At 51.9% G+C, this 20,033-nt stretch carries 16 protein-coding genes and 1 tRNA gene; 11 read left to right on the forward strand and 6 right to left on the reverse strand.

What is annotated here, in order from left to right; all coding sequences use genetic code 11:
- Window positions 1-465, reverse strand: coding sequence for a VOC family protein (locus HOM51_15580; protein MBT5035935.1), 465 nt, complete (start codon window positions 463-465; stop codon window positions 1-3).
- A 124-nt stretch (window positions 466-589) separates the two neighbouring features.
- Between HOM51_15580 and HOM51_15585 the strand changes: the two genes are divergently transcribed.
- A complete protein-coding gene (locus tag HOM51_15585) occupies window positions 590-3,904 on the forward strand; it encodes a PAS domain S-box protein (GenBank protein ID MBT5035936.1) in 3,315 nt (1,104 codons plus the stop codon).
- Window positions 3,905-3,929: 25 nt separating this feature from the next.
- Here the strand turns inward: HOM51_15585 and HOM51_15590 are convergent.
- From HOM51_15590 to HOM51_15600, 3 genes are all read right to left on the reverse strand, one after another.
- Window positions 3,930-4,003: transfer RNA gene (locus tag HOM51_15590), tRNA-Gly, on the reverse strand.
- Between the two features lie 34 nt (window positions 4,004-4,037).
- The gene (locus tag HOM51_15595; protein ID MBT5035937.1) at window positions 4,038-5,012 is read right to left on the reverse strand and encodes a hypothetical protein; all 975 of its coding nucleotides are present in this window, start codon (window positions 5,010-5,012) and stop codon (window positions 4,038-4,040) included.
- 35 nt (window positions 5,013-5,047) lie between these two features.
- Window positions 5,048-5,383, reverse strand: a complete 336-nt coding sequence (locus HOM51_15600; GenBank protein ID MBT5035938.1) for a hypothetical protein — start codon at window positions 5,381-5,383, stop codon at window positions 5,048-5,050.
- A 472-nt stretch (window positions 5,384-5,855) separates the two neighbouring features.
- On the opposite strand from HOM51_15600, the gene HOM51_15605 reads away from it, so the two are divergent.
- The 5 genes from HOM51_15605 (at window position 5,856) to argE (ending at window position 10,724) form a co-directional block, all read left to right on the forward strand.
- Window positions 5,856-6,815 (forward strand): radical SAM protein, encoded by a 960-nt coding sequence (locus HOM51_15605; GenBank protein MBT5035939.1) that lies wholly within the window; start codon window positions 5,856-5,858, stop codon window positions 6,813-6,815.
- A 91-nt stretch (window positions 6,816-6,906) separates the two neighbouring features.
- A complete protein-coding gene (gene apaG / locus HOM51_15610) occupies window positions 6,907-7,329 on the forward strand; it encodes a Co2+/Mg2+ efflux protein ApaG (protein ID MBT5035940.1) in 423 nt (140 codons plus the stop codon).
- Between the two features lie 12 nt (window positions 7,330-7,341).
- Window positions 7,342-7,980, forward strand: a complete 639-nt coding sequence (gene folE / locus HOM51_15615) for a GTP cyclohydrolase I FolE (GenBank protein MBT5035941.1) — start codon at window positions 7,342-7,344, stop codon at window positions 7,978-7,980.
- A 124-nt stretch (window positions 7,981-8,104) separates the two neighbouring features.
- Window positions 8,105-9,550 (forward strand): TrkH family potassium uptake protein, encoded by a 1,446-nt coding sequence (locus HOM51_15620; GenBank protein ID MBT5035942.1) that lies wholly within the window; start codon window positions 8,105-8,107, stop codon window positions 9,548-9,550.
- 4 nt (window positions 9,551-9,554) lie between these two features.
- Window positions 9,555-10,724 carry an acetylornithine deacetylase gene (gene argE, locus HOM51_15625; GenBank protein ID MBT5035943.1) on the forward strand — a complete coding sequence of 390 codons (1,170 nt, stop codon included), beginning with the start codon at window positions 9,555-9,557 and terminating at the stop codon, window positions 10,722-10,724.
- A gap of 208 nt (window positions 10,725-10,932) precedes the next feature.
- Here argE and HOM51_15630 read toward each other — a convergent pair whose 3' ends face one another.
- Window positions 10,933-12,756, reverse strand: coding sequence for a phosphoenolpyruvate carboxykinase (GTP) (locus HOM51_15630; GenBank protein MBT5035944.1), 1,824 nt, complete (start codon window positions 12,754-12,756; stop codon window positions 10,933-10,935).
- A 214-nt stretch (window positions 12,757-12,970) separates the two neighbouring features.
- Entirely contained in the window at window positions 12,971-14,374 is a 1,404-nt protein-coding gene (locus HOM51_15635) for an MmgE/PrpD family protein (protein ID MBT5035945.1), read from the reverse strand.
- A 95-nt stretch (window positions 14,375-14,469) separates the two neighbouring features.
- Between HOM51_15635 and HOM51_15640 the strand changes: the two genes are divergently transcribed.
- From HOM51_15640 to HOM51_15660, 5 genes are read left to right on the forward strand one after another with little or no spacing between them, the layout of a single operon-like run.
- Entirely contained in the window at window positions 14,470-15,867 is a 1,398-nt protein-coding gene (locus HOM51_15640) for an MmgE/PrpD family protein (protein MBT5035946.1), read from the forward strand.
- A gap of 22 nt (window positions 15,868-15,889) precedes the next feature.
- Window positions 15,890-17,389: an FAD-dependent tricarballylate dehydrogenase TcuA gene (tcuA, locus tag HOM51_15645; GenBank protein MBT5035947.1), complete on the forward strand. Its 1,500-nt coding sequence runs from the start codon at window positions 15,890-15,892 to the stop codon at window positions 17,387-17,389.
- A complete protein-coding gene (locus HOM51_15650; GenBank protein MBT5035948.1) occupies window positions 17,386-18,459 on the forward strand; it encodes an ornithine cyclodeaminase family protein in 1,074 nt (357 codons plus the stop codon). The genes tcuA and HOM51_15650 overlap by 4 nt, the downstream gene beginning before the upstream one ends.
- Window positions 18,456-19,244, forward strand: a complete 789-nt coding sequence (locus tag HOM51_15655; GenBank protein ID MBT5035949.1) for a hypothetical protein — start codon at window positions 18,456-18,458, stop codon at window positions 19,242-19,244. Before HOM51_15650 ends, HOM51_15655 begins: the two co-directional genes overlap by 4 nt.
- Window positions 19,204-20,031 (forward strand): ATP-binding cassette domain-containing protein, encoded by an 828-nt coding sequence (locus tag HOM51_15660; protein MBT5035950.1) that lies wholly within the window; start codon window positions 19,204-19,206, stop codon window positions 20,029-20,031. The genes HOM51_15655 and HOM51_15660 overlap by 41 nt, the downstream gene beginning before the upstream one ends.
- Window positions 20,032-20,033: the final 2 nt, after the last annotated feature.

The following is a 20,033-nucleotide window of genomic DNA, read 5'->3' on the forward strand; positions in this document are numbered from 1 at the left end:
CTATTTCGCCACCATGCCTTTCTTGGCTAACTCCTCTTTTGCTTCCGCCGTCTTTTCCAGAGGATCCAAGCCCATACCCTTTAAGATATGATCGGACTTGGTAAATTGAATATTGTCATAGGGCACGACTTCTATCCGATTGCCCCAAGGGTCGCGAAAATTCAACCGCTCACCAATAAGCTCAACACCCATATCGGCCAAGGTCTCCCGGATAGCACTTCGATCATCGACAACGAAACCGAAATGGCGTTTTACGTCGGGCTGATGATCCGGTTGAAGCGATAACTGCAAGAATTGATCACCCATATCAATGAAAGCCTGGGTCTCATTTCTTTTTCGGAGTTCGAAATCAAAGATATTTCCATAAAACGCTAAGGCTTCATCTAAATCGCCAACCTCCAAGACGACATGATTGATGCCCAGGGCCCGCGCTTTTGGTTTCGCGGCTATTTTATCCGATGACATTACTTCTCCCTTTACTTCGTTTTAAGCGCAATAATTCCATAAATTTATCATCACAGGCACGTAATTGGTATTGATTTCGAATTCAACTCGGCACAATCTATACCCCGTTTAGGGGATAACCTAAATGGGGGAAGGGCTCTTGGACGAAACGGTAAATTCAAGTCAAAATCAAACAAAGGACCGCCTGTACGATGCCATAGAGTATCTACCAGACGGGTTTGCCCTTTATGGGCCTGATGAACGGCTGGTCGTTTTTAATAAAAAATATCAGGCGGTTCATAAGGCGGCAGGGAATTTACTACAACCCGGCATGCCCTATGAAGATTTGGTGCGGTTTCATGCCTATCAGGGGCGGCGAGAAGACGTTGTCGGTCGCGCAGAAGACGCGACTGGTCATGAAGAAGACTATGTCGCAGCCTGGATGCAACGTTTTCGCGACGGAAAATCACCGGATATCTTCGAGCTAATCGATGGCACGTGGCAATTGGTTCGTCGAAGTATCATGGACGATGGCGGCATTGTTATCACCGTCAGCGACATTACTGAATCCAAACAAAATGAATTTGCTCTACGTGCTACGGAAGAAACTGCGGCTCTAGAACATAATCGTCTGCTGAGCGCTATTGAAAGTTTTGAAGATGGGTTTGCTTTGTTCGATGCCGAAGATAAGTTCGTTATGTGCAATGAACATTATCTCGCATCCCAATCCGACTTGAGTGACCTTTTAACACCCGGTGTTACATTTGAGGAAATTTTGCGCGCCAGGGTCGAACGAGAATCCCATGATCCATCTGAGTACCGTGACGAAACATGGATTTTAAAACGCTTACACCAACATCGGAACCCCTCTGGTCCAATTGAACGCAAGTCCCGAGTTGGCGAATATGTGGAAATTAGGGAATTTAGAACAGCCGAAGGCGGCATCGCCATCATCCGATCTGATATCACCCGACGCAAAATGGCGGAAGAGGCCATGCGTGCTAGTGAGGAACGGTTCCGTGCCCTATGCGACGGATCAAGGCAGGGCATCATGGTCCATAGAAACCACAAGACCCTATACGCCAACCAGGCTTTGGCCAGCATGTATGACTATGAATCCACGGAGGAAATTTTTGGGCTTGATTCTAGTCTCGATCTTGTTCCCCCAAACCGCCACACAGAAGCGAATAATCGCCACCAGAACCTACTCCAAGATAAAGACAATGGGGTCGACACGGAACAGATTCACATCAAAAAGGATGGCACTCGATTTTGGATTGAGAACCGCGCCTTTCCCATCGATTGGGATGGGGAACCAGCTGTTTGTTCCATTCGTTTCGATATTACAGACCGAAACGCAGCGATCGAAAGTGCCCTAGCAGCGGAACAAAGATTCCACCACCTCTTTGATCGGTCACTTCAGGGCATTCTCATCCACCGGAACTTTAAAGCGCTTTATGTGAATAAGGCCTTGGCCGATATGTATGGTTATGACGGAACGGGCGAGATCATGTCGTTGGAATCGACCAGTATATTGATGCCGGAGGATTATCGAGAAAAATCCAGACGCGCACATATAAAAAGACTAAATGGGGAAATAGGGGCACTCGACGAAGTCATCCGGGGCCGAAGAAAAGACGGCTCCATCTTTTGGTTAAGCATTCGATCTTTCGTCCTGGATTGGGACGGCCTGCCGACGATTTGTTCAATCCGACACGATATTACCGAACGAAAGCTGGCTGAGCAGGAACTCTTGAAAAGCGAAACGCGGTTCCGTGCACTGGCGGAAAGCTCCATTCAAGGGATCCTCGTGCACCGAAATTTGAAGCCGCTGTATGCGAACCCAGCCGTTGCTAAAATGCATGGGTATGGTTCCCCTGAAGAAATCACGGCTTTGCCAGACCTAACCGTTCTCATTGATCCTGAAATGCGTGATCAAGTTCCTTTCTTACTCGCCAAACTTCAAAATAGCGATCCCGGAGGACATGACGTGGAGATGAAAGGCCTGCGTCGTGACGGGAGCAGTTTTTGGACAAGTACCCGCTATTTCAATATCGAATGGGATGGCGAGCCTGCCGTCTGCGTCACCCGCTTTGATCTGACCGAGCAAAAACGTACGGAAGGCCTTCTAAAGGACGCGATGGAAAGCATGCCTGATGGCTATGCGCTTTACGATTCAGACGATAAGTTAGTCCTATTCAACGAAAATTATTTGAAGAAAAGGCCCGAGCTCAAGGACGTGCTGAAACTCGGCGTAACATTTGAAGAACAAGCCAGACGGAGGGAAGAGCTTGGCATTCGCACCAAATTTACGAGTCAAAGGATGTCATTGGAAAAACGTCTTGAACATCACAAAGCGGGTGGACATTTTTTTGAATCGATCCTGCCGGATGGAACAGCATTGCTAAGCACGGAGTTCAAAACGAGCAACGGCGGTACCGCAATTATTCGAACTGATATTTCGAAACTTAAACAAGCGACGACGGATCTCAAGAACAGTGAAGCTCGGTTTAGGGCGTTGGCAGAGGGTTCGGTACAAGGAATTTTGGTCCATCGGAACCACAAACCACTATTCGTCAATCAGGCCTTTGCGCACATTCATGGATTTGCATCGACCAACGAAATCTTAGCGCTGGACACTATTTTGGACCTCATTGTGCCCTCGTTTCACCGCGAATCGATCGAACGACACCGCCAAGTTCTAGAGCGTCAGATTTCAATTGAGCATGTGGAAAGACAGGGACTTCGCAAAGACGGCTCTATGATATGGATCGCCGGCCATATTTTTCCAATTGATTGGAATGGGGAGATCGCTGCCTGTGTGACCCGTTATGACATCACGGAAGAAAAAAGGACAGAACTGGCGCTAGACCACTTGCCTGTTGGCATCATTCTGGTCGACGAAAATGCGTCGATTAAACATATCAATCGGCTGGCCCGCCAAATTGCGCAACGCGAAGACGGGTTGTTCACTCATGGGGACATATTATCCGCAGACAATGCCGACGAACGCGCAAAACTGCATACGATAATTCGCCAAGTAATTTCCGATGGCCGCAATAATTTTGCTTCGGACGGATACGCGATGACCCTCACACGTTCTTCTGGTGCGACATCCTATCCCATGACGATCGGCACGATCGCCGAAGATGGGCTGAAACCGGATGTGGGAATAGACCGGAACCCGTTGGCGGCCATATTCGTTACTGACCCAGATCGACCACAAAATTTTTCTTCTGAAATGTTGGAACGATTATTTTCCCTAACACCGTCGGAGGCGAGATTATTGAAACACCTTGTCGGTGGGCTTAGCATCAAGGAAGCCGCCGAGGAAATGAACAACGCGCCTGATACCGCGCGTCATCATTTAAAATCCATCTTTCAAAAAACCGAAACCCACCGACAGGCAGAGCTTATGAAATTGGTTATGTCGACACCACTTTGGACACATAGCCCTTAAGTTAGTAGATCAAAATTTGGAGATTTGGAGCGGGTGAGGGGAGTCGAACCCCCGTCTAAAGCTTGGGAAGCTTTCGTTCTACCGTTGAACCACACCCGCTCAGGAAACATTATCCGGATATCAAAAAACCAATCTATTTATTATCTGCCACAGTTATCGTCCGGTTCGCTACTTCTTGGCCGTCTACGAAGACTTTTACCGTCATAAATCTCGCGTAATGAACCTCGCCTGCTGACGTTTCAATTACAAGATACGGATCGACTGTCTCTATTTTATAATCCACCGGATAATCATAGACACCATATTTTATTTTCAAATGAACTGTTGATCCCGGCGGCGGTGGCTCTCTAAAGACAACGATAACGCTCTGCTCTACTTCGTTATCATACTTGGCCCCCTTGAGGAGCGTTTCAACCGCAGCGGACGGCCCAACTGTTCTCAGCCTCTTTAAAAATGCCGCCATGAAATAATGGCCTTGAAATCGTTCGGTCACAAAAATCTGGGCCGTGTTCATCGCCGGGTTCTGATGATGCAAGGGCACCTGGGATTGGTTCTTGAGAAGCCACTTCCCACTCGTTTTACTGAACACCAATGTCTCAATAAACTTTGGCGAAAAATGTTTTGAGGACCGTGATGACAACGCCATGACTCGAAGTTCGTTCGCCAATGAACTTTTTGAAACTGACTGAATGACATACTTGAGGTTGCGCACTGGGGCGCTCGATTTGACCCAATCGGTGCGGGCGCCCAAGTATGTTTCGCGAGTGTCGACCCAGGTTTTATTTTTACCGGTCAAAAGCCGATATTTGAAATCTGCAGAGAGAATCGCCTTGATCAATCCGAGATCTCGCCGCTCAAATCCATTTTTCAGATTATTCCGTATGATACCAACGATGACGGTTTCATCTGCGTTCGTAGGCTTATAGGACCCAGCCGTATCAAAGACCGATGCCGCCTTCTCCATCGCCATTTTTTTTGTCTGCGTGCCCGCAAATGACGGATCACTTGTTGAGAAAACGACGACACATGCGATCAAAATTACACCCGATATCGCAAGACGTCGTAACGTTGCCCCCACAACGTTTCTCACACTCTCAAACTGTTTCATCAAAAGCATCCCTGTTGATGTCTAAGAAAGTTTACTTATTTAGACGCTGTGGTCAGCGCAGCAATTAAGTTACTTGCCGATTTAACATCATTGGCATCTTCGAATTTTCCGAACGCTGCCACGGTGTAGGAGATCGCCATGATTCGGCGAATGACGGGCGACGCGACCGGGCCTAATCCATCCCCTTCGCCGTCTACACTGCCCTGTGATGCATTGGTTGACGCTGCCGTTCCGGAATTACCGCCCGTTAATGTCCCAACAGTGACAGAATCTCCATCCCCACAGGCTGCATACGCGGGCGGTGGAGCACTTATCAGCGCGGCCCCAAATGCTACCAAAAATCCGCCAATTAGCCTGACTTTCAAACCCATCTTGCCAACCCCTTACGGCCATTTAATTTTAATGAATCTAATTTACCGGTTATCTGCGTCAGATGTAACTCTTTTTACAAAGGACCAACCTTATCGCCCTGTGTCGTACGTTGTGGAATCGTAAACCATACATTGCTGACATCCTTGTTAGTTTTTTCCACCGATATCAAATTTTTCCCTCCTCATGGCAAAGGATTGATGTTGGTTCTTGTTTCGGGCCATTATCGAATTTGCTAAACGCGACAGCAGAATTGTTCTTGAAAAATCGTATTAATTTGATTTTACAGGGTGGATTTATCCCGAAATATTCTTGGGAAGCTTTCGTTCTACCGTTGAACCACACCCGCGCATGTTAGGCGCTCATAACGAACCTGTGTCTTGAGTACCAGCGTAAGTTTTGTATAAGTGATCGCGCTAGCACGTGCAACAATGTCCGTAGTCGGAAAATAAAGAGTACTACCTAGAGAATCTTATGCCGGATATGAATCAAGCCGAATACCAAGAAATAGACCCGCTCAAATTCAGGGACCCTGATTTTACCGCAAAGGGGGAACAACGGGCAGTGGTGGCACTTACGCACCTCCGAACTTTATGGTTCAACACAGGCAGCCTTTGTAATATCGCGTGTCGAAACTGTTATATGGAGTCGACCCCAACCAACGACAAATTGACGTATCTAACACTCGCCGAAATGGTTGATTATCTTGATGAGATGGCGCGTGAGGATATGGACGTAGAGGAAATCGCCTTTACCGGTGGTGAGCCCTTTATGAACCCGGATCTGCCACAAATGATGGACCAAGCATTACAGCGTGGCTATCGGGTTCTGGTGCTAACCAATGCAATGAAGCCTTTGCATCATAAACGTACAGAACTGTTGGCGCTCAAGGATCGGCACGGTGACAAATTAGCAGTTCGGGTTTCTATCGACCACTTTACCTCCGAAAAGCATGAACATGTCCGGGGAGCCGGAACGTGGCACCCCATGCTCGAAGGGTTAAAATGGTTGGCGGAAAAGGACTTTAATTTAGCAGTCGCGGGTCGAACCTGTTGGGACGAAAGCGACGAAGAAGCAAGGGCTGGTTATGCCGCTCTATTCGCCCATGAAGACATAAAGATCAATGCCACCGACCAAGCAGCACTGGTGTTATTTCCGGAAATGGACCCTGGTCGGGATGTGCCAGAAATTACCGTTCATTGTTGGGATATCTTAGGCGTCGCGCCGGAAACGATTATGTGTGCGACATCACGCATGGTCATTAAACGAAAAGAGGCCACGCAGACGGCTGTCGTGCCGTGCACCCTATTGCCTTATGACGCGCAATTCGAATTGGGTCATGACCTCTTGAATGCGGCAAAGTCGGTTAAGCTGAACCATCCTCATTGCGCGACATTCTGTGTATTGGGCGGCAGTTCCTGTACCATCGCCTAAGTATTAAATCTGCGCTTGCAACTGGACAATTCCAAAAAGAACCCTACCTTTATCGAGATAGTTAAATCTTTGCGCAGAATTGGAAACGTTCGTGGACTTACCAAACCAACAAGAAGCCAACGCCTTTGTTCGCACGACCGGGGCGATTACAGTCTCTGTGGAATCTTTTTATCTAGAGGATCAATCGGCACCGGAAGAAAGCCTCTACGTCTGGGCCTATCACGTGCGCATTGAAAATAATGGCGATGAATTGGTGCAATTAAAGACCCGCCATTGGCGTATTACGGACGCTGCAGGCAACGTGCAGGAAATTCGCGGCGATGGGGTGGTTGGCGAACAACCGGTCCTAAAAGCAGGTCAGTCGTTCGAATACACCAGTGGCACCCCCTTACCGACACCGTCAGGATTTATGGAAGGCACGTACCAAATGGTTTCCGAGAGCGGTGACCGGTTTGATGCGAATGTTCCCGCGTTTTCCTTAGACAGCCCGTTTCAGCCAACACAAATCCATTAGCAGGTAGATTTTATGAGTACGGATAAGCCCTTGAGCGTTGTTAAATCTTCTTCAACGGAACGACCAAGCAGAGACCAGGCAGAAGATGCTGTTCGGACGTTGCTGCGCTGGGCTGGGGACGATCCTGATCGCGAAGGGCTCCAGGACACACCTGCGCGTGTGGTTCGTTCTTACGAGGAATTCTTCAAAGGATATGAGGCGGATCCAGTCGAAATTCTCCAACGAACATTCGAAGAAACCGACGGCTACGATGAGATGGTGCTGTTGCGTGACATTCGTTTCGAATCCCATTGCGAGCACCACATGGCACCGATTATCGGCAAGGCACATGTTGGCTACCTGCCAGGGCGCCGGGTGGTGGGGATCAGCAAATTAGCCAGACTCGTGGAAGCCTATGCTAAGCGCTTGCAAATTCAGGAGAAAATGACAGCTCAAATCGCCAATGCCATTCGCGACGTCTTGCAGCCGTCTGGCGTTGCGGTCGTCATCGAAGCGTCCCACCAGTGCATGACCACCCGGGGCATTCACAAACATGGCTCGCTGATGGTCACCAGCAGGATGCTCGGGGCTTTTCGAGACAACCCCGCGACACGCCGGGAATTTCTGGCGATGATCGGCAATCCGTCTTCAAGGTCGATGGAAAACGTCTAAAGCTTGAGTTTCTCTTTATCTCGCCGCCCTTTCTCTTGACCCGCCCTTTCTCTTGACCCAGGCGGGCCAAAACGCTTGAGTGGCACCCCAAACGCACAAAATGGACGATTAATAAGCGGATACCATGGATTATAGGCCCGTATTTCTTGTTGTTGGCATTTTGCTCAGCATGTTAGCTGCTGGCATGGTCGTTCCGGCCATCGTGGACGCGGTGGCGGGCAATGCTGGCTGGCAGGTGTTTATTGTCTCCGCTGGGGTGACCCTGTTCGTTGGGGTTTCCATGGCATTGACCAGCCGCACCACCACCGGCCGTCTGTCCGTGCGCCAAGCCTTCCTGATGGTAACCCTAAGCTGGGTCGCGCTGACCGTATTCGCGTCTTTGCCGTTTGCCTTCTCCTCCCTGGACATGAGTTTTACCGACGCCTTCTTTGAAGCCATGTCTGGTATCACCACCACTGGATCGACGGTCATCACTAACTTAGATTATGCGCCACCAGGGATTTTGATGTGGCGCGCCTTGCTCCAATGGTTGGGCGGTATCGGTATTATCGTCATGGCAATCGCGATTTTCCCATTGCTTGGCGTCGGCGGCATGCAGTTATTCCGCATGGAATCCTCCGATCCATCGGAAAAGGTTCTGCCCCGCGCAGCACAGATCGCCGGTGCCATCGGCCTGATCTATTTGGCACTAACCATCATTTGGGCGCTCGCCTATTTCGGCGCGGGGATGAACGGATTCGACGCCGTCGCCCATTCCATGACAACCATCGCGACCGGTGGGTTTTCCACATCTGATGCATCCTTGGGGCATTATGACAGTGCCTTGATCGATATTATCGCGGTCGGTGGTATGATCATCGGGTCCCTACCATTCATTCTTTATCTCAAGACTGTACGCGGTGATGGCGCTTCTTTATTTCGCGATACCCAGGTGCAGTGGTTTATTTCGTTCGTCGCCGTGACGGTAATTGCAACAGCTGGCTGGCTGTGGCTGGACAATGGCTTAGACCCTTTGCAATCGCTGCGCTATGCGTCCTTTAATATCATTTCAATCATGACGGGCACGGGCTACGCAACGACCGATTACAGTCTTTGGGGCAGCTTCGCCGTGCCGGTATTTTTCTTCATCATGTTCATCGGTGGCTGTGCGGGATCAACCACCTGCGGCATCAAAATTTTCCGCTTTCAGGTATTGTATGCCTCCGCCTATGCCCAGGTTCGCCATCTGTTGCAACCGCACGGCATTTTTATTCCCTACTACAATCGCCGACCGATCTCTGACGAGGTTATTGTTTCCGTACTGAGTTTCTTCTTCGTATTTGGACTATGTTTTTCGCTGCTTGCGGTTGGGTTGGGAATGCTGGGACTGGATTTCCTAACGGCAATTTCCAGCGCTGCCACGGCCATCGCCAACGTTGGCCCAGCGCTTGGTCCCGTCGTCGGGCCCGCTGGCAACTTCCAATCCTTGCCAGATGCCGCCAAGTGGCTTTTGGCCGGCGGCATGTTGTTGGGACGGTTGGAACTGTTCACCGTGATCGTTCTCTTTACCCGATCTTTCTGGCGGGGGTAGAGAAATGAATACCCAGGACCTTATCGCCAAACTGATTTCATTTGATACCACGTCGGCGCTTTCCAACCTTGAACTCATCGACTTTGTCGCAGACTACCTGGATGGCCACGGCATCAGCTCCATCCGAGTTTTCAACGAAGAAAAAACCAAAGCCAACTTGATCGCGACCATTGGCCCCGAACTTGAAGGCGGCGTGGTGTTATCAGGCCACACAGATGTCGTACCTGTAACGGGTCAAGCTTGGACCAGCGATCCCTTTGAAATGGTGGAGAAAGACGGGCGGCTGCAAGGTCGGGGCACGTCCGACATGAAAAGCTTTATCGCCTGTTGTCTGGCCATGGTGCCGGGTCTTGTGCAGCGTAAGCTGGCGGTGCCTGTTCATTTTGCCTTTTCCTATGATGAAGAAGTCGGCTGTTTGGGCGCTCGCCCGCTATTGGATCGGTTTGTCAAAGACCTACCGCGCCCCCTGATGTGCATCGTCGGCGAGCCTTCAGAGATGAAAGTCGCCAACGCGCACCGCGGCATTGCCACGTACTTAACCACCGTAAAAGGCAAGCCCGGACATTCGTCGACACCGAAATTCGGTGTGAATGCGATTAACTATGCAATGGAATGCGCGGGGTTTCTCACCGACCTTGCGGCTGAATTTCGCGACCGTCCGCCACCGCCGGGTGCAGAAGATTTTGACCCGCCGTTCACGACAATTAATCTCGGACGAATTGACGGCGGCACGGCGACCAACATCATCGCCGGTCAATGCAGTTTGGCTTGGGATTGCCGCGTCATTCCAGGCGCTGACTCACAAGAAGCAATTACCCGATTAAATGCATTTGTGAAAACCGACCTTCTACCCCGCATGCAGGCAGAACCTGCCGGCGAGGGTGTCAGCATTGAGACCGAACTCGATCACGCGGTAATGCCCCTGGTGCCGATCCCGGGGTCTCCCGCAGAAAGTATTGTATTGGCACTCACCGGTCAAAACCGCTGCACCTCTACCCCCTTCGCGACCGAAGCGGGAATGTTCCAAGACGTCGGCATCCCCGCCGTCATCTGCGGCCCGGGCAGCGCCGCCCAAGCGCATCAGCCAGACGAGTTTATTGAACGCTCAGAAGTTGATGCGTGTATGGAATTTTTGAAGAAGCTAGCCGGTTGGGCCGAGCAGCCGACCAGTTAACATCATCCGTAATAACGTGGCGAGAGTGTGCCGCTGAACGTCCTTCGAGACGACTGCTTTGCAGTCTCCTCAGGATGAGGGTGTTAAGTAAGTAGTTGAAAATATTTATAATAATAAAACAACCTCATCCTGAGGAGCGCTCGCTTGAGCGCGTCTCGAAGGACGCTCAGCGGCACACTCTCACAGACGAGATCGCAATAACTCCTTGCTACTTAACCTGCCAAACTTCCGGCGCGTCATCCAGTCTAGCGATTAGCGCTTGGCGTTGACTTTCCATGTCAGCAGGGAGGCGGTCACCGAAAGTGTCGAACAGATTTTTCTGATCTTCAGCTTCGGTCTGAGCCGCGGCGCGATCGACTTCCATCAGCTTGTAGAATTGCTCAGCATCAAAATCCATACCTTGCCAATTGATGTCATCCAGCTCAGGCATCAGACCAAATGGGCTTTCGACCGCCCCCGCCCGACCGCGAACTCGTTCGACGATCCACTGGAGCACCCGAGTGTTTTCACCAAATCCCGGCCACATGAATTTGCCGTCTTCGTCCTTGCGGAACCAATTCACCCGAAAGATACCGGGTGCGTCGGAAATTTTCTTGCCCATTGCGAGCCAGTGGCTCCAATAATCGCCCATGTTATAGCCACAGAACGGCAGCATCGCCATTGGGTCCCGGCGAATGGCCGCCTGACCTTCGGCAGCCGCCGTTGCTTCAGATCCCATGGTCGCCGCCAAATAAACCCCATGGTTCCAATCAAATGATTCGAACACCAACGGGAAGGTCTTGGAAAGACGACCGCCAAAGATAAAGGCGCTGATCGGTACGCCCGCAGGATCTTCTGCAGCCGAGTCCAACGTCGGGCAGTTTGCCGCCGGTGCGGTAAAACGGGAATTAGGGTGGGCCGCTGGGCGACCACATCCAGGTGCCCAGTCATTGCCTTGCCAATCAATCAGATGGGCTGGCTCTTCTTCTGTCATGCCTTCCCACCAAACGTCGCCATCGTCGGTTAACGCGACATTGGTAAAGATGGTATCTGCGTTCAGCATCTCCATCGCATTAGGATTGGTGTGAATGGATGTGCCAGGTGCCACGCCGAAGTAACCCGCTTCAGGATTAATCGCCCGCAACTGGCCGTTTTCATCCGGCTTCACCCACGCGATATCATCACCAACAGTCCAGGCTTTCCAACCATCGAAGCCAGCGGGCGGAATGACCATGGCGAGATTTGTTTTGCCACAAGCACTTGGGAATGCCGCCGCGACGTAGGTCTTTTCACCCTCGGGCGATTCAATGCCCAAGATCAGCATGTGCTCCGCCAACCAACCTTCTTCCCGGGCCATGATGGAGGCGATCCGAAGCGCGAAGCATTTTTTACCCAATAGCGCATTGCCGCCGTAGCCACTGCCATACGACCAAATCATACGCTCTTTCGGAAACTGCACGATGTAGATGTTATCAGGATTGCACGGCCAGACTTCGTCTTCCTGACCATCGGCCAAGGGCGCGCCAACCGAATGCAGACACGGAACGAATGCGTTGTCGCCCAGAACATCAAGCACTGCCTGCCCCATGCGCGCCATGATCCGCATGTTCACAACCGCATAGGCTGAATCGGTGATCTGTACGCCAATGTGCGCGATGGGAGAGCCCAGAGGCCCCATGCTAAACGGCACCACGTACATTGTCCTGCCCTGCATGCAGCCGTCATATAGACCCTCTAGGGTCGCACGCATTTCATCAGGTGCGACCCAATTGTTGGTAGGCCCAGCATCTTCTTCTTTTTCGGCACAGATATAGGTGCGGTGTTCGACCCGAGCGACATCACGGGGATTGGAACGGGCGAGATAACAGTTGGTGCGCTTTTCCGCGTTTAGCCGGACAAACACGCCTTTGTCCACCAACTCTTGGCACATCCGGTCATATTCTTCTTGTGAGCCATCGCACCATTGGATATTGGCGGGGCGGCACATGGTTGCGATTTCATCAACCCAAGCCAAAAGTTTTTCGTTTTTAGTTCGATCCGTTCCAGAGGTCATTTCCGATAATCCCAATTAAAATTCTAAAAATAGATGCCGACGCCGCCCGGTCGCAGCGCACGCAATAATTCTTCGGTTCATGAAGGTCGTGTTAGTAGGTGCCTTCCAAAGCCCACCCAACAATAAATCACATGGAAAGTATTCATCTAGGAATTCGGGCTTGTCAACACAAGCCGTCGTTCCCCAGCAAATTATTTTTGAACAACCAAATGCCCTATTTTTGAACAACCAAAAGTCTGGCTATTTCTCCAGCATCTTTTAGATCATCCAGACCCAAAATAGCATCGCGTAACTGATGCGCTTGTGCATCTGGAATCGCGTGCTGGGCCAGTTTTTCAAATTTTTCAACGACTTGTTCCGTGGTGGCAAATCTCTTTTCGCTGCCACGCGCCGATTCGACAGTTTCTTCCAGCACAGTTCCGTCCTTCAAGTGGACTTGGGCACGCACGGTATGGCGAAATTTCGACCCTTTTGCGGTAATTTCAGCATCGTGGTGGACTTCGACCTTATCGGCGTAGGCGATTCGAGCCGGGTCGGCGACACAATCTTCAGGGAACTGCTCAACGAAGCAATCGCCTTCAAGCATGAAAGTTGCAATACAGAACGGTAGGTTCAATTGTGCCGAGGTTAGTCCTTGGGGCTTATACTTCCAGCCCACGTGGTCCATGGTGACTTGCGATCCATGAATGACAAACTTTTCAACATCGTCAGCGCCAAACGGATGGCGGTCCTGCATCAAGCGGATGGCGTCTAACGTCGTATGGTTTGAACCAACACAGGAATAAAATTTTAGTGCGACGCCCATGGTCTCAAATCGCTCGCCTAATTCGCGGGTGAGTTCATCGAGATTGAATCGATCCGTGGAACGCGAAAACGTGGTGCAGAACCCGCCGTATTCAGATTCCAAAACGTTTTCAATGCCGGTAAAGCCTTTTTCGGCCAGCAATGCGCCGTAAAGCCCGCTTTGAGACGACCGCCCAGCATGCATGCGTTTGACCATGGCACCATACTGCGCCGCCATCAAGCCTGCGGCCTGGGTACCGCCGATGCCTAAAGCATGAACAGTTTTATCTGCGTCCAGACCTAACCCTCGCGCCGCGCCTGCAGACGCAGAGAATACCCCCAGCGTCGCGCCTGAATGCCACCCCTGACCAATGTGTTCTTGTCCCATGCAGATGCCGACCCGGGGGCCTATTTCATAGCCCGCGACAGCCGCCGTCAGAAATTCCTTCCCCGTCATGCCGGGCCGAAGTTCGGTAACCGCAATCAACGCCGGCAACACAACGGCACCGACATGAAGCACGCCTTGGCGGTGAACATCGTCCAATTCAAAGCCCTGAACCTCGGTCCCATTCACCAGTGCCGCATGAGGTGCCGACAACCGAATGTCAGTTCCCCAAATGCCAACGTCCTTGGACGCATCGATCTCTGTCAAAGTTTCCAGCAAAATTTCCGTCCACTGCACCTTCGCGCCATACAGGGCACAGCCGAGCGAATCTAAAATCAGCAGCTTTATACGGTCTTTGACCTCAGCCGGAATATCGTCGTAACCAAGACTTGCAACAAATTCTGCGAGGCCTCGGGTGTAGGGATTACCTTGATCGGTGTGACCGCTCATAGAAAGCTCCTTGCATGTTCTTTTCGTCTATCAGAGACTTTTGTATACTCTGCCATCGCCGCTCCTGAAAAGGGCATATCCAGTGGGAGACCGTTATGGGAATCGCCAAAGAACTCGCCAGCCGAATTGTTTCATTTAAATTCAGCGATATTGATGATGATGCGCTCCAGTGGGCGAAGTGGGGTATTCTCGATACGGTCGGCGTTACCCTCGCCGGATTTAGTGAAGGCTGTACTCAGATTATTGAACAGATGCACGCGGCGGATGGGACGCCTGAGGGCGGTCCGGCCTTGCTTTTTGGCAGCGGAAAGCGGGCGTCTGTCCTTAACGCGGCGGAGATCAACGGCGTTGCGTCTCACGCGCTGGATTTTGACGATTGCAACAACACCCTGGGCGGTCATCCCTCCGCCCCGATTTTGCCGGGTCTGATCGCCCTTGCCGAAGCCCGCAAGGCGTCTGGAAAAGACGTCATCGCGGCTTACTTGATCGGGTTTGAGACCGAAACCGCCATCGCCCGGGTCGTTCATTTTCATCATTACGAAAAAGGCTGGCATCCGACAGCAACCCTCGGCACCTTCGGTGCGGCAGCGGCGGCCTGCCATTTGATGGGGTTGGATGAGGAAAAAACAGCGGTCGCGCTGGGGCTCGCGGTTTCGCTGGCGGCTGGCGTTAAAGCCAACTTCGGCACCATGACCAAACCTTTGCATGTTGGCGAAACCACCCGCAATGGACTGGCGGCGGCGTTGCTGGCCGAACAAGGATTTACCGCCAACCCTGGTGCGTTCGAGCATTCCCAAGGGTTTCTGGAACTGTTCAACGGCGAGGGAAATTACGATACGTCGCGCCTGCTGGAAGGCTGGGCCGATCCGTTCGACATTGTTAGTCCAGGCCTTGCGATTAAGAAATACCCCTGCTGTGGCAGCACTCATTCCGCGATTGATGCGATGTTGGCGCTCCGGGAAAAGCATGGCCTCAACGGCGACAATGTAACGGAAATAATCTCGCACACCCATCCCCGTCGCTTGAAACATACCAACAGGCCTAATCCTCAAACATCCTTGGACGCCAAGTTCAGTGTCCAATACACCATGGCCCGTGCGCTCGTGGATGGCCGGGTGATTGTTGATAATTTTGAAGGCGATGCTATCAACGACAAACACATTCGCGACGTCATGACCCGGATCACGGCGAACTCCCGCCCCCACACGGAACCTGATGAACATTTCTTTGCCGAAGTCTCAGTCACCACGAAAAGCGGCGAGACCTTTACTCAGTGGATTCAACAGCCGCAAGGACGGGGACCGAAATATCCTCTGCCCGATGGCGCTTTGAAGGCAAAATTTGAAGGCTGCGCCGAACGTGTCCTAACGGCGGTTGGTGTTGAGCAATTGCATGCCTGCATCGAAGGCCTGGAGACCGCCGACGATATCAACACCATGACAGCCCTTATTGAGAAAAACCGAATAGACACACCTCATCAACGCGTAGCTTAAAATTCCGAAAGACGAAAAGACTATGAGCGAAACAACCAAAGCCGATGTCCTTGTTATTGGCGCGGGCAATGCAGCCCTTTGCGCCGCCATCTCTGCTTCTGAAAATGGAGCCAAAGTCCTGATGCTGGAATCCGCGCCCAAAGAAGAACGCGGCGGAAATTCATTCTTTACTGGCGGCGCCTTCCGTTTCGCCCACAACGGCATGGAGGATATTCTAAAAATCTTCCCTGACATTTCCGAAGAGGAACGCGAAAATATCGACTTTGGCACCTACACCAAAGAACAATACTTCGACGATATGTTTAACCTGACCGAGTATCGAACAGATCCTGATCTGGTGGAGCTTTTGGTGAATAACAGTTTCGAAACCGCCCAATGGGTCCATAGCCAAGGGGTGCGAATGCTGCCGGGCTTGGGACGCCAAGCTTACAAAGTCGATGGCAAATTTAAATTCTGGGGCGGGTTGGCCTTGCACATAACCGGCGGCGGGCCGGAAATGATGGCAGCCCTTTATGCCAAGGCTGAGGAACACGGCGTCAAAATCCACTATCAAACACCTGCCATCGATTTAATCATCGACGACGATGGCATCAAAGGCGTTATCGCCCGGCCTGAAGGCAAGACGGTTGAGTACCATGCAAGCGCCGTGATCCTGGCGTGTGGTAGTTTTGAATCCAACGCCGAAATGCGCGCGCGGTACTTAGGGCCGGGATGGGATTTGGCCAAAGTCCGCGGCACCAAGTTCAACACAGGCAAAGGCATTGAGATGGCGCTGAAAGCCGGGGCCATGCCATATGGGCATTTCTCTGGTGCCCATTCGGTTGCCTGGGACGTGAATGCGCCTGCGTTCGGTGACCTGACCATTGGTGATCAATTCCAGAAGCACAATTACCCCTACGGCATGATCGTGAATGCGCGGGGGGAACGCTACGTTGATGAGGGGGCAAACTTTCACAGCCACACCTATGCCAAGTACGGTGGTGAAATCCTTAAGCAACCGGGCCTGTTTGCCTGGCAGATTTTTGATCAGAAGACCCTCCACCTGCTTAGATCTGAATATCGTATTCGTCGCTGCACCAAGGTCGTTGCCGACACCATTGAGGAACTGGCGGAAAAAATGGACGGCGTGGATGCTGCGCGCTGTGTAAAAACCATCAAGGAATTCAACGCCGCGTGTCGCACGGATATTCCGTTCAATCCCAATGTACTGGATGGGCGCTGCACTGAAGGCTTGGCCATCGATAAAACCAACTGGGCCAACCCGCTCGACGAAGGACCGTTTGAGGCTTTCCACGTCACCACCGGTGTCACCTTCACCTTCGGCGGCGTCAAAGTGAATACGGAGACCGAAGTTCAAGACACGGCGGAACATTCAATACCCGGACTTTATGCCTGCGGTGAAATGGTCGGCGGGTTGTTTTATCACAACTATGCCAGTGGTACGGGCCTGATGTCCGGTGCATCGTTCGGTCGTATTGCCGGGCGTGAAGCGGCGAAACGTGTGGGTGCATCCGCTCCGTGACCCTGATTCTCAACAACGCTGAGATTGAGGGCCTCCTGGAAATGGGAGAATGCATCTCGGTGTTAGAGGATGCATATCAAGAATTAGACGCTGGACGCGGTATCAATCGCCAGCGCACTGATAGTCTGGCTCCAATCGGTGATAGTGACGCTGTCTATAGTCTGAAGACCATGGATGGGGTTATTCCTAAATTAGGGGTCAGCGCCGTCCGTATTAATTCCGATGTCGTGACTTGGCCGGAGGTCGAAGGCAAACGCCGCCGGGTCAAAGTACCTGCTGCCCCAGGTGAGCGCTACGTTGGATTGGTGCTATTATTCAGCAGCATAACTGGTGAACCCTTGGCCATATTCCCGGACGGTGTGGTCCAGCGCCTGCGAGTTGCCGCAGCGAATGGAATTGGCGCAAAGTACTTGGCTCGCGAAAATACCCACACGGTCGGCTTGTTGGGATCAGGCTGGCAGGCGGGCAGTCAGGTCATGGCCATCGCCGCGGTTCGGGACGTTAAAAAGGTTCTTTGCTTTAGCCCCAATCAAGACCGCCGCAAAGCCTTCTGCCGGGAAATGTCGGAAAACCTTGAAATAGAATTTGTGCCGGTTGCCCGCGCCAAAGATGCGATACAAAACGCCGACGCCGTTGTCTGCGCCACCAGTAGCATCAATCATATCCTGTCCCAAGACGATGTGCAGCCCGGGCAATTCATCAGTTCCATCAAGTTGGCGGAAATTGCGCCAGCGGCTCTTTCTGCCATGAACAAGGTCGTTATTCACTTGGATGCGCCTTCCTCTACACGGCTTACGACAGAAGGGCTTGAAGTTGTCGAAGTCACCCAGGGTGAAGGCGACGGAGTAGGCCAATCTTTTGATCTGAGCACCTGCCCCACGGCATTTGATTTGTTGGCAGGACGTGCCCAGGGAAGAACATCAGAAACCGAGACCACTTGCTTTCTCAATAATGTCGGATTGGGCTATCAGTTCGCAGCCATCGGTGCGTTGCTGGTGGAAAAAGCCCGCGAACGAGGTGTCGGGAATGAGGTCCCAACCGACTGGTTTACAGAAAAGGAGCATCCGTGAGCCGGAAAGATCACCGCAAAAAGGGAGACGATGTACGGGCACAACTGAATATCCTACCGCCTGTTGACTTAGCCCTTGGCTTTGAGGACTTAGTGACTGACACGGTTTACGGAGGAATTTGGGCCCGACCCGGATTGGCCTTGGCTGATCGGATGATCTGCACCCTAGCGGCACTTACGCTTTTGCAACGCCTGCCCCAACTCCGCCGGTATATCTGCACAGCGTTGGATATGGAGATGACACCCCACTCCATTGCTGAGGTCATGGTCCAATGCGGGCTCTACGGTGGTTATCCTGTTGCCGAAACGGCGCTACGGACACTGCACGAAGTCTTTGCCGAACGTCGAATTATCATAGAAGACGAACCCAGCGACGATACCCCGCTGGAAGAATTGGAAATTCTCGGCCAAGCCCTGATGGAGGAACTACACGGCACCCAAGCTGCGGTCGGATACGCCGATCCCGATAACGCGTTTACCGGCGACCTGTATCGACTAGCCGTACAATTTGGATATGGCGTTATCTGGCGACGTCCCGGATTGGATATGCGCCAGCGAATGCTGTGTTCTTTAGCATCCTTTTCTGTGCTTGGATTGGAAGGCACTTTTAGGAAGTTTGCTGCTTCCGCCGCCAACGTCGGTCTTGAGGTGCCGGAAATTATCGAGGCCGTGATGCAGACGGCCCCCTATGCAGGCTTCCCAAGAGCCCTCCAAATGTTGACAATACTCGGCGAGGTATATCGCCATGGCAAAACGCGCAAAACCGAAGCAACCGAGCGAAATTGAAATTACGGTCGAGGGCCTGCACAAGGCGTTTGACGGCCATACGGTCTTGCGCGGGGTCAGCCTAGAAATTCACCAAGGTGATGTGATCGCCATCGTCGGCGGGTCGGGCTGCGGCAAGACGGTTTTGATCAACCATATTTTGGGCCAATTGAACCCGGACAAGGGTCACATTCAAGTCACCGACCATATGGCAGAGGCACCGGAGCTCATCGATCTTTCTGCGCTGGACAGCAATGAACTTGATCGCATCCACACCCAATGGGGCGTCGTCTTCCAACGCAACGCGCTGTTTTCAGGGACTGTTTTCGATAATATTGCGCTATGGTTGCGGGAGGTTCGAAACCTCAATACGTCGGAAATCCTGCCGATTGCACGTCGGGTTTTGAAGGCGGTTCTTCTTCCCAATACAGCAGATTTTATGGAAACTGATATTGTCAGCCTTTCGGGCGGCATGTCTAAACGCCTGGCCGTTGCGCGTGCGCTCTCTATGGAACCGGTCGTCATGTTTTTCGACGAACCAACAACTGGCCTCGACCCCACCAGCGCCACGCAAATTCACGACCTAATCCTCAAGACCCACGAAATTCCTTTGCCCGATGGTAAACAACGCACCACCGTCATTATCACCCACGACAAAGACCTGCTAAAACGCCTGCAACCGCGCATCGTCATGCTGCACAACGGCAAGGTATTTTTTGACGGCCTGTTCATAGATTTCGAAGCATCAAAAGAAGCCATCATCCGACCGTACTTTGATCTGATGCCGGTGCTGCAGGGACGGGCGTAGGA

Source organism: Rhodospirillaceae bacterium (assembly GCA_018660465.1).
In the GTDB taxonomy this organism is placed as follows: domain Bacteria; phylum Pseudomonadota; class Alphaproteobacteria; order Rhodospirillales; family JABJKH01; genus JABJKH01.

Excerpts from the sequence above, each read along its gene's own strand:
- HOM51_15605 (MBT5035939.1), top strand. The coding sequence starts at position 5,856 with ATGCCGGATATGAATCAAGCCGAATACCAAGAAATAGACCCGCTCAAA.
- HOM51_15635 (MBT5035945.1), bottom strand. The coding sequence starts at position 14,374 with ATGAGCGGTCACACCGATCAAGGTAATCCCTACACCCGAGGCCTCGCA.
- HOM51_15595 (MBT5035937.1), bottom strand. The coding sequence starts at position 5,012 with ATGAAACAGTTTGAGAGTGTGAGAAACGTTGTGGGGGCAACGTTACGA.
- tcuA (MBT5035947.1), top strand. The coding sequence starts at position 15,890 with ATGAGCGAAACAACCAAAGCCGATGTCCTTGTTATTGGCGCGGGCAAT.
- HOM51_15580 (MBT5035935.1), bottom strand. The coding sequence starts at position 465 with ATGTCATCGGATAAAATAGCCGCGAAACCAAAAGCGCGGGCCCTGGGC.
- HOM51_15660 (MBT5035950.1), top strand. The coding sequence starts at position 19,204 with ATGGCAAAACGCGCAAAACCGAAGCAACCGAGCGAAATTGAAATTACG.
- HOM51_15600 (MBT5035938.1), bottom strand. The coding sequence starts at position 5,383 with ATGGGTTTGAAAGTCAGGCTAATTGGCGGATTTTTGGTAGCATTTGGG.
- HOM51_15620 (MBT5035942.1), top strand. The coding sequence starts at position 8,105 with ATGGATTATAGGCCCGTATTTCTTGTTGTTGGCATTTTGCTCAGCATG.
- folE (MBT5035941.1), top strand. The coding sequence starts at position 7,342 with ATGAGTACGGATAAGCCCTTGAGCGTTGTTAAATCTTCTTCAACGGAA.
- HOM51_15630 (MBT5035944.1), bottom strand. The coding sequence starts at position 12,756 with ATGACCTCTGGAACGGATCGAACTAAAAACGAAAAACTTTTGGCTTGG.
- HOM51_15640 (MBT5035946.1), top strand. The coding sequence starts at position 14,470 with ATGGGAATCGCCAAAGAACTCGCCAGCCGAATTGTTTCATTTAAATTC.
- HOM51_15585 (MBT5035936.1), top strand. The coding sequence starts at position 590 with ATGGGGGAAGGGCTCTTGGACGAAACGGTAAATTCAAGTCAAAATCAA.
- argE (MBT5035943.1), top strand. The coding sequence starts at position 9,555 with ATGAATACCCAGGACCTTATCGCCAAACTGATTTCATTTGATACCACG.